Annotated in this window: 12 protein-coding genes; 8 read left to right on the top strand and 4 right to left on the bottom strand. The window is 45.5% G+C overall.

What is annotated here, in order from left to right:
- Together J3A84_RS13075 and J3A84_RS13070 are read left to right on the top strand one after the other, a co-directional pair.
- Positions 1 to 485: transposase (locus J3A84_RS13075; protein ID WP_207600478.1), on the top strand; the 485-nt coding region annotated here is incomplete at its 5' end.
- A gap of 250 nt (positions 486 to 735) precedes the next feature.
- Positions 736 to 1,323: a hypothetical protein gene (locus J3A84_RS13070; protein WP_207600477.1), complete on the top strand. Its 588-nt coding sequence runs from the start codon at positions 736 to 738 to the stop codon at positions 1,321 to 1,323.
- A 59-nt stretch (positions 1,324 to 1,382) separates the two neighbouring features.
- On the opposite strand, the gene J3A84_RS13065 is transcribed toward J3A84_RS13070, so the two are convergent.
- Both J3A84_RS13065 and J3A84_RS13060 read right to left on the bottom strand, forming a co-directional pair.
- The gene (locus J3A84_RS13065; protein ID WP_242694225.1) at positions 1,383 to 2,102 is read right to left on the bottom strand and encodes a DNA alkylation repair protein; all 720 of its coding nucleotides are present in this window, start codon (positions 2,100 to 2,102) and stop codon (positions 1,383 to 1,385) included.
- A gap of 9 nt (positions 2,103 to 2,111) precedes the next feature.
- Positions 2,112 to 2,576 carry a peroxiredoxin gene (locus J3A84_RS13060; RefSeq protein ID WP_425350764.1) on the bottom strand — a complete coding sequence of 155 codons (465 nt, stop codon included), beginning with the start codon at positions 2,574 to 2,576 and terminating at the stop codon, positions 2,112 to 2,114.
- A 168-nt stretch (positions 2,577 to 2,744) separates the two neighbouring features.
- Here J3A84_RS13060 and J3A84_RS13055 point away from each other — a divergent pair, with 168 nt between their 5' ends.
- Positions 2,745 to 3,497 carry a peptidylprolyl isomerase gene (locus tag J3A84_RS13055; protein WP_207600476.1) on the top strand — a complete coding sequence of 251 codons (753 nt, stop codon included), beginning with the start codon at positions 2,745 to 2,747 and terminating at the stop codon, positions 3,495 to 3,497.
- Between the two features lie 91 nt (positions 3,498 to 3,588).
- Here J3A84_RS13055 and J3A84_RS13050 read toward each other — a convergent pair whose 3' ends face one another.
- Positions 3,589 to 4,248, bottom strand: coding sequence for an HAD family hydrolase (locus J3A84_RS13050; RefSeq protein WP_207600475.1), 660 nt, complete (start codon positions 4,246 to 4,248; stop codon positions 3,589 to 3,591).
- Positions 4,249 to 4,262: 14 nt separating this feature from the next.
- Positions 4,263 to 4,781 (bottom strand): phosphatase PAP2 family protein, encoded by a 519-nt coding sequence (locus J3A84_RS13045; RefSeq protein ID WP_207600474.1) that lies wholly within the window; start codon positions 4,779 to 4,781, stop codon positions 4,263 to 4,265.
- A gap of 170 nt (positions 4,782 to 4,951) precedes the next feature.
- Here J3A84_RS13045 and J3A84_RS13040 point away from each other — a divergent pair, with 170 nt between their 5' ends.
- The 5 genes from J3A84_RS13040 (at position 4,952) to J3A84_RS13020 (ending at position 9,900) form a co-directional block, all read left to right on the top strand.
- Positions 4,952 to 5,695 (top strand): tRNA1(Val) (adenine(37)-N6)-methyltransferase, encoded by a 744-nt coding sequence (locus J3A84_RS13040; protein WP_207600473.1) that lies wholly within the window; start codon positions 4,952 to 4,954, stop codon positions 5,693 to 5,695.
- Positions 5,692 to 6,531 (top strand): 16S rRNA (cytidine(1402)-2'-O)-methyltransferase, encoded by an 840-nt coding sequence (rsmI, locus tag J3A84_RS13035; protein WP_207600472.1) that lies wholly within the window; start codon positions 5,692 to 5,694, stop codon positions 6,529 to 6,531. The genes J3A84_RS13040 and rsmI overlap by 4 nt, the downstream gene beginning before the upstream one ends.
- A gap of 133 nt (positions 6,532 to 6,664) precedes the next feature.
- Positions 6,665 to 7,243 (top strand): DUF1836 domain-containing protein, encoded by a 579-nt coding sequence (locus J3A84_RS13030; RefSeq protein ID WP_207600471.1) that lies wholly within the window; start codon positions 6,665 to 6,667, stop codon positions 7,241 to 7,243.
- Positions 7,244 to 7,293: 50 nt separating this feature from the next.
- Entirely contained in the window at positions 7,294 to 7,437 is a 144-nt protein-coding gene (locus J3A84_RS13025) for a YvrJ family protein (RefSeq protein WP_207600470.1), read from the top strand.
- 150 nt (positions 7,438 to 7,587) lie between these two features.
- Positions 7,588 to 9,900: an ATP-dependent DNA helicase gene (locus tag J3A84_RS13020; protein ID WP_207600469.1), complete on the top strand. Its 2,313-nt coding sequence runs from the start codon at positions 7,588 to 7,590 to the stop codon at positions 9,898 to 9,900.
- Positions 9,901 to 10,019 lie beyond the last annotated feature (119 nt).

The raw sequence follows: 10,019 nt of genomic DNA, 5'->3' as shown, positions 1-10,019 counted from the left end.
TTGCAAAACTTAGTGAGACAGTCACCCATAGCCCAAATAAAAACTCCACAAGATTCTTGTTCAACAAAGATGCTGGCATGTATGTTTGTCAGGCTGGACACATGAGTATTCGAAAAACGATCACAGGAAAAAAGAAAAGAGAAAAGACAGGTTTCGCAGCCGTTGTTTCCTATTTCTTCGATGTCGAGAAATGTAGGGTTTGTCCCCATAAAGAAGGTTGTTACAAAGAAGGTGCACTGACTAAGAGCTTTTCGGTTACATTAACATCTAGATTGCACTCTGAACATAAAGCATTTCAGGAAACCCAAGAATTTAAGCTCTACTCGAAGCACAGGTACAAGATTGAAGCAAAGAACAGCGAACTGAAACATCGGCATGGCTATGGTGTTGCCTCCAGCCGAGGTCTGTTTGGCATGACCTTACAAGGTGCATTCGCAATTTTTGCAGTGAATGTCAAAAGAACATTGGCTTTAGTCGATAAATAACAGAAGAATAATACAGGTAAGAGCACCGAATAAAAAAAGAAAAGAGAGAGAAGTTTCGCATAACTTGCGTTCTTCTCTCTCTTTTCTTCGAGGCAGACTTATTGTGAGCCACTTTTTCAGTGGCCTCGCGTTTTCGTTTTCTTCTTTTTCTTATATAAGAATAAAGAAGATTCCGGATTAAAATTTCATGAATTAAGCCAGCTTAAAGTCTTCGGGGCTATAATGAAAGAAAACGGACTGGAGAGATAATGTGAAACGTGTAGTGAACGGTATAGAATTTACAACCATTAACAGGGATTTCAGAAGGATCTTTGATGGCCTCTACGGAGGAAATCAGCATCTTTCCACAAAGCCTCTTGCCATGTTCGGCTGCGGGTCTGTGACCCTGAATAACCATGCGGCGTATACGGAGGGGAAATCCTATGTTCGAGAAGAACTGGTGAAAGACCAGAACCATATGTTCAGAAAGTATCTTCTGGGACCCACCACAGCACTTCGATTCAAGCTCGCTTCACTCTGGTATTATGCAAGCAGAGGAAAAAGAGCCAAAGTGAAGATCATACACAGCTATGCGGGCAGCCTTCTCGGCCTCAGAGCCATGATGGTGGATATCAAGAAGCATATCGATGCCGACAATCCTGTGCCGCTCATCGTGGGCCTGAGACTCTTCAAAGGCTATCGGGATGGACTCTACAATCATTGGGTCACTGTCACAGGCTACGCGGATCATTTCCATGTCCTGGTGTCTAATAATGGAAAGATGGAAGTGATCAATCTGAAGGACCTTTCCGAGAAGAGAATGTTTGTGGCTACGGCCTCCATTACTGTAAGGGAATAAGGGGAAAACAAGGAGAAGCTGGTTAAGTTCAGCTTCTCCTTGTGGTTCCAGATATTTTTTCAGCACCGGACATATTTTCTTTTGAATCCCAGTCGTCCCCGGTCCAGCTCCTTACGGATGGAAGCGATGGGATGGATGGTCTTTGGATTCTTTTCATCTTTCATCAGCATGATTTCTCCCAGCTCCTCTGCAATCTCCACGGCTTCCTCATGAAGAGGAAGATAGGATAGAGCCATGGTATAGAGAAATTCCCCCATGGCTTTCTTCGCATTTTGAGGTGCTTCATGAATGGTCTCTTTCACATGCCGCATCATGGAGCGCAGCTTCTCTTTGTCAAATTCGCTGTCTTTCCGGTTGCCGAGAAGCCAGCAGTAGCAGCTGTAGCCACCAGACATTTTAAGATCCTCCCCGCTTCTGATCCAGCGATCCGCCACTTTCTGAGCGATGTCAGATTCGGAAAGCGTCACAGCAACGATGTAGTCGGAGATCATGAAGAAATAGGCAGCATCCATCCATCTGTCATAATCCTCTTCACTCATGCCGTCAGGATCCGCGATGATTCCGGCAAAATACATGGCATCGAAGTTTCCTGTGGCGTAGAGCTCTTCTGCCAGAGACTGATTGATGCCGATTTTCTTTGAAAGAGGCTTCATAGCGCCTGTGGCTACGCCGAAGAGGGGTTCTTTTGCGCCTCTTCCCATATAGCTTTTCTTTATGCGTTCTTTTCCAAGTGACGCCAGTTCTTTCATGAGCGTTTCAAAATCAAGTGCTTGTTCCAAACAGATCACCTACTCTTCTCTGCTTTTCAGGAACTCGATGATTTCTTCTGCATGACCCTCTGCCTTCACCTTACGGTTCTCATAGATGAGGATGCCTTCTTCGTCAACGATGAAGGTGCTTCTCTGTATGCCGATGGATTTCTTTCCATACATGTTTTTTTCCTTGAGCACATCATATAGAGTGCAGACTTCTGAATCCTCATCGGAAAGCAGGACAAAGGGAAGATCCAGTTTCGTGATGAACTTGTCATGGGACGCCAGGTCGTCTCTTGAGACACCGATGATCACGGCATTCTGTCCCTTGAGAGTCTCATTGTGGTCTCGGAAGCTTTCCGCTTCCAGCGTGCATCCGGGGGTATTGTCTCTTGGATAAAAGTAGAGAATCACTTTTTTTCCTTTGTAGTCACTAAGGGAATGGTTCTTGTCATCAGAGCCCATGAGCGTAAAATCAGGGGCTTTTTCATGTAGTTTCACCAAAATCGATCACTCCTATAAATATTATTATCTCTATATTATAGCGGGAAGGTATGAACTGAAAATTAAGAAGCAGATAAGCTTTCTTTAGTATGATTGGTATGGTTTTGTAATCCCTATGAAATATGTTAAGATAGAAAAGAATTCACTGTAAAAGGAGTAAATTAAATGGAAAACAAAGTACTGGCAACTGTCAACGGAATCGAAATCACAGATGCGATCCTGGACAGCACCATTGCCTCATTAGCCCCAGAAAGAAGAAGTTATTTTGAATCAGAATATGGCAGAAAGCAGCTGCTGGATCAGCTGGTCAGCGTGGAGCTGATCAACGCCTTCGGAACAGAGCTTGGCCTGGAAAGCGATCCTCAGTACATGGCTCAGGTAGAGCAGGCGCTGAAGGACATCAAGTACAGCTTCACCATGAACAAGATTCTAGGAACCATAACCATCGAAGAGGATGAGGCTAAGGAAGTATACGAAGCGCATCCTGAAAGATATCAGGGACAGGAAAGCATCAAAGCCAGTCATATCCTGGTGGATGATGAGAATCTTGCAAAAGAGCTCATCACAAAGATCATCAGTGAGGAGATCTCCTTCGAAGATGCTGCTAGAGAACATTCAAGCTGTCCGTCCAAGGAGCAGGGTGGAGACCTTGGAGAATTCGGAAGAGGCATGATGGTCAAGGAATTCGAAGATGCGGCCTTTGCCATGAACGAAGGAGAAATGACAAAGAGCCCGGTATCCACACAGTTCGGATACCACATCATCAAGACCACTGAAAAGAAGGGGTCTGAGCCACAGAAGTTTGAAGACGTCAAGGATGAGGTCATGAACAAGATGCTTCAGGACAAGCAGATGGAATACTACACCAAGCTCATGACGGAGCTTCAGGAAAAGTTCCCTGTGGAATACAAGAAATAGCACTGAAAACGGAAAAACTCTTTCGAATCATTTCAATGGATTCGAAAGAGTTTTTTTTGTGCCATTTCACCATGAAAGCAGGAGCGCTCCTTTAAAGAAGATGCGGAAGCAGTTCTCCGAAATTCTCGATATAGGTGTGACAGATGCCAAGAATCTCCTCTTTTTTGTCTTCAGAGAACTTATCATGGACACCGAACACCTTCATGCCTGCCTTTTTTGCACCGGTCATGGCTGCTGGAATGTCCTCAAAGACCGCGATGCTTTCAGGGGCGATGTCCATGAGCTTTGCGGCCAGAAGGTAGACATCCGGCTCCACTTTGGTTTTTCCGGCCATATCCGTTGTGACGATGACATCAAAGAAATGGGCGATGCCTTTGGAAGATACGGTATTCTCCAGAAGCTCCTTGGAGGAGCTGGTGGCGATGGCCATTTTGATGCCTTTGGCTTTCAGTGCCGTAAGAAGAGCCAGCGCGTTGTCCTTGAGAAGGACGTTATGGGTATACTCATGTTTTGCCTGCGTGTTCCAGTGGTTCTTGATATCCTCCACGGATTCAGGCAGCCTGAATTCTCTTTTGAAATACTCTGCTGTTTCATGGAAACTCAGGTGGGAAATATTTCCCATGAGATCTTCGGGCAGCATTTCAATGCCCTGTTTCAGAATGAAATCTTCATCGATTTTTCTCCACACCCACATGGAATCAATGAGCGTTCCGTCCATGTCGAAAATGACACCTTTGATTTGATCAAACATAAAAAAACAACCTCCTAAAACAGATGCACTGCCAGTGCAAAGAAACTTCCGATGACACCACCTGCGACGACATCGGATGGATAGTGTACGCCAAGATAAACCCTTGACAGCGCCACAAGAAGCGCCAGCACAAGGTAGGCGGTGGATGCCACATGACCGTTTGTCACCAGTGCCGAAGTCACTGCCAGGCAGAAAGCTGCAGTGGTGTGCCCTGATGGAAAGGAAAACTGGTCCACACCGATTTTGAGACTCTTCAGTTCAATGATGGTCTCGAAGGGTCTTTTTCTTCGGATGGTGTTCTTCAGAATCCCCACGGTGATGGAAGAGAGTATCAGTGCAGCGGCAGCGTATAGGGCAAAGTCATTGATCTTGCTTACAGGAAGAAAAAGGAAGGCCAGGATGAATCCTATGGCGAAAACATCCGATCCCATGTACGTTGCAGCAACAAAAAAGTAGTCCAGGGATTTTCTTTTGATCTTCTGATTGATATAGATGACAATGCGTTCATCCCAGTTTCTGATTTTCTCTATCATAATTTCCTCACTCGCCTATAGATATGTAAGATATTATACCCTATTTTCAGCTCAGTTTCACCCATAGCAGGGAGCGGGCAATGGATTGGATGAAAGTGCTTTCTTGTATTCGTCTCCGTTTGCCTATAAAATGTAAGAGAATATGAGAAAAGATCGAAAGTGGGTTTATTATGAGTGAGTTACTGCCAGGGGAGACATTGGAAGATCTGGAGAGAGACGGCCTTAAAATCATACAGAAGGAAAAGGGATTCCGATTCGGTGTGGATGCTGTGCTTCTGTCGGATTTCGCCAGGGTGAAGAAAAAGGATCTGGTGATGGATTTCTGCACGGGTACGGGCATTCTTCCGATTCTTCTGTATGGAAAAAGTCATGCCCGGCAGATCACGGGCATTGAGCTTCAGGATGAGTTCGCGGAAATGGCCATGAGAAGCGTGCAGCTTAATCACATTGAAGATCGGGTGAAGATCCTCAAGGGAGACGTCAGAGATGAGACGCTGCTGAAGAGCCTGCCCCGGTTCGATGTGGTCACGGTGAATCCTCCCTATAAGAAGGAGAACAGCGGTATCATCAATGAAAAGGATGCTTTGACCATTGCAAGGCATGAGGTCACACTGAATCTGGAAGATGTGATCCGAGGAGCAAGAACCGTTCTCAGGGATCAGGGAAGGTTCTATATGATCCACAGACCGGAGCGGCTTGCGGATATCCTGACGCTCATGAGAAAGTACAGAATTGAACCCAAGCGGATGAGAATGGTCTATCCCAATACAAAGAAAGCACCCACCATGGTTCTGGTGGAAGGCGTGAGAGATGGAGGAGCCTTTCTCAAGGTGGAAGCGCCCCTTTATGTGTACAATGAAGACGGAACCTATTCAGATGAAATCAGAAGAATTTATGGAGATGATAGAAGATGACGAAACTGTATATGGTACCGACCCCCATCGGGAATCTGAAGGATATCTCATTCCGGGTGCTGGAGGTCCTTGGTGAAGTGGACCGCATTGCCTGTGAGGATACCAGGGTCACAGCGAAGCTTTTGAACCGATATGAAATCAGAAAACCGCTCATAAGCTACCGGGAACACAATGAGATGGAAGCGTCCGCTTTCATTCTGGACAAGGTGGAAGGGGGAGAAAACATCGCGCTGGTGACAGATGCCGGCATGCCGGGCATTTCGGATCCGGGTGAGATCATTGTGAAGAAGGCCATTGAAAGGGGTATTGAAGTGAACGTCCTGCCTGGACCCTCTGCCCTCATCAATGCACTGGTTTCCTCGGGCCTGGATACCAGACGATTCACCTTTATCGGATTTCTGGACAAGGCGAAGAAGAAAAAGAGAGATGAGCTCGCGCTTCTCAAGGAAAGAGAAGAGACGCTGATCTTCTATGAAGCACCTCATCGGATTCTGGATACACTGGAAGCAGTACGTGAAGTATTTGGAGACCGCAGGATTTCCCTTTCACGAGAACTGACGAAACTTTATGAAGAGCATCTGAGAGGCACCGTCAGTGAAGTGCTGAAGTGCTTCGAAGACAAACAGCCCAAGGGAGAGTTTGTTCTGGTGGTTGCAGGAAAGTCACAGGAGGAGATTCAGATGGAGCGGGAAGAAGGCTTTATACATCTGTCCATAAAGGAACATATTCTGGAAGTGATGGAGGAAGGGCTCACCAAGAAAGAGGCAGTGAAAAAAGTGGCGGAGCTGAGAGGTATTCCCAAGAAAGAGGTCTATAAAGAAAGCCTTGATCTGTAGGGCATCTGCATCCTAAGCATCAATAGATGTGCGCAATAGGACAGAACGTGAAAGAACACTGAAAATGTTTGATATATGGTATTTATTAACATATAATAAAGTTAAAGTAAGTGTTAAATAAGGATGTGAATGTATGAGCGATCAGAAGGACCCTACAGCGATCAGTATTGAGGATTCCGTGAAGGTGAAAGCTAAAAGCAGTATTCTGCCTTTAAAGGATTTCCCCAAATATGATCTGTTTCTGTCTCAGGTCATTGAATTTCTGGAAGACCTGTTCAATGATGAGACCTACACCATCAATATCATACAGAATTACATAAAAAGCGATGTCATCGCCAAGCCCCATCAGGGGAAAAAGAAGGGATACACCAATATCCATCTGATTCAGCTGGTTTTCGTCAGCTATATGAGACCGGTTCTCAGCACGGAGGAGATCAAGAAAGTGTTCAATCTGGCTTTCAATGACATCAACAATCGTGAAGATGACATCATCTCCTGGGAAACCGCCTATGCGCTATTCTATGAAATCCAGAAGAATCAGGCCAAATCAACTTCCAATCTCATCATTGATGAAAAGAAGTTAAGAGGATATGTGGATGAGCTGAACATCAGAGAAGAGGACAAGGAAAGAATCTTCATCTTCATCTCAGTGCTCGCACTGGTGGCGAAAGCCAGCTTCATCAAGAATACGGCAAAGGAACTGATCAATTAATCTTCGCTGCTTCACCTGTAGGATGCATAGTTAGCTATGGGGTGAGAAATATGGAAGTACTCATTGATGCCTGTGCCAACATCGGATTTCCCATGGTCATTGCCATTTATCTTCTGACGAGGATTGAAGGCAAGATGGAGAATCTGACCATCAGTATCAACAAGCTCAGCGGTGCACTTGAAAAATCACTGTAGCAGACCCTTAAGAGAGTCCCGAAAGGGACTTTTTTGCTTTCTGCGCCTTGTGCCTGAGGCGGACCAACATTGTTCATTTCAGACTGTATTCAGCACTGTTTAATGGTATAATTCATATCATAAAAGGATAGAAATCAACTTGGAGTTATTATGATTGATATTAAGATATCTGTTAGAAATATAATAGAATTCGTCCATCGATATGGGGATATTGTTTCTTCGACCATGGGGGCGAGTCCCCAGAGAATGGAAGAAGGCACCCGTGCCCATGTGAAGATTCAGAAGGACAGACAGAAGGAGAATGCTTCCTATGAAAAGGAACAGTACCTGAAGTATGAAATTCTCTTTGAGGACATACGCTTCACAGTGGACGGCCGAGCAGACGGGATGGTCAGAGGCAGCTACATTGAGGAAATCAAGTCCACCTATACACCGCTGGAAGATGTGGATGAGGACTTCAACAGGCTCTACTGGGCTCAGGTGATGTTCTACGGATTCATGTATATGGAAGAGCATAAGACGGAGAATATCCTGCTGCTGCTCACCTATTTCAATCTGGATACGGAGGTTTCCAAAACCTTTGAAAAAACCTTCACCTACGAAGAGCTGAAGACCTTTGTGACGGAGACCATAGAAGAGTATCTGCAGTATGTGAGAGAAGATGCCAGATGGAAAAAGGAGAGAAACGAATCTCTGAAGGAGCTGAAATTCCCATTCCTGAACTACAGAACCGGCCAGAGAGAGCTGGCTGTGGATGTGTATCGGACGCTCCGGCAGGGCGGCAAGCTCTTCGCGAAAGCACCCACAGGCATCGGGAAAACCATATCCACCCTGTTTCCGGCGGTGAAAGCCATAGGAGAAGGGGAGGCGGACCGGATCTTTTATCTCACTGCAAAGGGAACCCTGAAGACCGTAGCGGAGGAAGCGGTGGAGATCATAAGAAACAAGGGCGGCAGCGTGAAGTTTCTCACCATCACCAGCAAGGAAAAGGTCTGTCTCAATGATGAGGTGAACTGCAATCCCGACAAATGCACCTTCGCGGAAGGTCACTATGACCGGATCAATGCATGCATACTGGACATTCTGAAGAAGGAGAGCAGCTACTCCAAAGAGATGATTCTCTCCTATGCCAGAAAGTACAGAGTCTGTCCTTTTGAGCTTTCTCTGGATCTCTCCTATTTCAGTGATCTCATCATCTGTGATTACAACTATGTGTTCGATCCAAGGGTCTATCTGAGAAGATTCTTTGTGGATGTCCGGGAAAACTATATTTTTCTTGTGGATGAAGCCCATAATCTTGTGGACAGATCCAGAGACATGTACTCTGCGCTTCTGACCAAAGATATGGTCATGGAAGCGAAGAAAGCCGGGGAGAAGTTCTCCTATCTGAAACGCTCTCTGACAAAGGTCAACAAGAAGTTCATAGAAATCAGGAAAGTGCTGGAGGAAAAGGGCGGAAAGCAGCACTATTTCGGTGTTTCCGATGACCTGATCTTCACGCTGAAGGATTTTCTCATGGCATTTGAGATCTTCCAGAAGGAAGTCAGAGAGGATTTTGAAGGAAGGGAAAAGATTCTGGATCTCTTCTTTGCGGTGAACAGCTTCCTTAATATAGCTGAACTCTACAATGACGGGTATGTGACCTATGAGGAAAACAGCGGATCCAATGTGATCATCAAGCTTTTCTGCGTCTACCCTAGAGATCTGCTCATTGATGTCTTCAAACGAGCCAAGGCCTCCATCCTGTTCTCCGCCACCTTGTCCCCAATGAGTTATTATTTTGATGTTCTTGGGGGAGAAGAGGCGGATTACAGAAAAACGCTGGGTTCTCCTTTTCCGAAGGAGAATCTCCAGGTCTATCTGGACAGAGGCATCGATACACGGTACAGAAAGAGAGAGGAGAGTTTCTCGGGCATCAGTGAGAACATCCATAAAATGGTCAGCGGAAAAAAAGGGAACTACATCGCCTTTTTTCCATCCTATAAGTATATGCGTGATGTTCACGAAATATTCATGGAGAAGTATGGTGATTTCTTTGAAACCTATATCCAGGAACCAAGTCTGGGTGAAAAAGAAAGAGATGAGGTGCTGTCACTGTTTTATGCGGAAAGAGAGAAGAGCTTTGTGGCGTTCATGGTTTTAGGGGGGATTTTTTCAGAAGGGATCGATCTGGCGGGCGAAGCGCTCATCGGTACTTCAGTTGTCGGCGTGGGTTATCCTCAGGTGTCTTATGAAAGAGATCTTATAAAGGATTATTTCGCCAGGGATAATCTGGGATTTGAGTATGCGTATATCTATCCGGGCATCAATCGCGTACTGCAGGCGGCAGGCAGGGTGATCCGCTCTGAAACGGATCAGGGGCTTGTGCTGCTCATGGATCTTCGCTATTCCTGGGCGCAGTACAAACATCTTCTGCCGGAGGAATGGCTACCCCTTCGGGACTGGAAAAATCAGAACCAGTGATCGATTCTGCTGGGGGAAATGTGAAATATTTTTAATGACGCTTAATCAATTGACAGAACTTATGAATTAATTATAACATTAGGTAGACATTGAATAATTTTAGTATGAAAGGAGTAGAT

Origin of the sequence: Proteiniclasticum aestuarii (assembly GCF_017368455.1) — a bacterium.
GTDB classification, from domain to species: domain Bacteria; phylum Bacillota; class Clostridia; order Clostridiales; family Clostridiaceae; genus Proteiniclasticum; species Proteiniclasticum aestuarii.
Note: the sequence above shows the minus strand (reverse complement) of the source record. Positions and strands in the feature narration are given on the sequence as shown.

Coding starts and splice junctions, on each gene's coding strand:
- J3A84_RS13050 (WP_207600475.1), bottom strand. CDS start 4,248: ATGTTTGATCAAATCAAAGGTGTCATTTTCGACATGGACGGAACGCTC.
- J3A84_RS13055 (WP_207600476.1), top strand. CDS start 2,745: ATGGAAAACAAAGTACTGGCAACTGTCAACGGAATCGAAATCACAGAT.
- J3A84_RS13040 (WP_207600473.1), top strand. CDS start 4,952: ATGAGTGAGTTACTGCCAGGGGAGACATTGGAAGATCTGGAGAGAGAC.
- J3A84_RS13025 (WP_207600470.1), top strand. CDS start 7,294: ATGGAAGTACTCATTGATGCCTGTGCCAACATCGGATTTCCCATGGTC.
- rsmI (WP_207600472.1), top strand. CDS start 5,692: ATGACGAAACTGTATATGGTACCGACCCCCATCGGGAATCTGAAGGAT.
- J3A84_RS13030 (WP_207600471.1), top strand. CDS start 6,665: ATGAGCGATCAGAAGGACCCTACAGCGATCAGTATTGAGGATTCCGTG.
- J3A84_RS13045 (WP_207600474.1), bottom strand. CDS start 4,781: ATGATAGAGAAAATCAGAAACTGGGATGAACGCATTGTCATCTATATC.
- J3A84_RS13020 (WP_207600469.1), top strand. CDS start 7,588: ATGATTGATATTAAGATATCTGTTAGAAATATAATAGAATTCGTCCAT.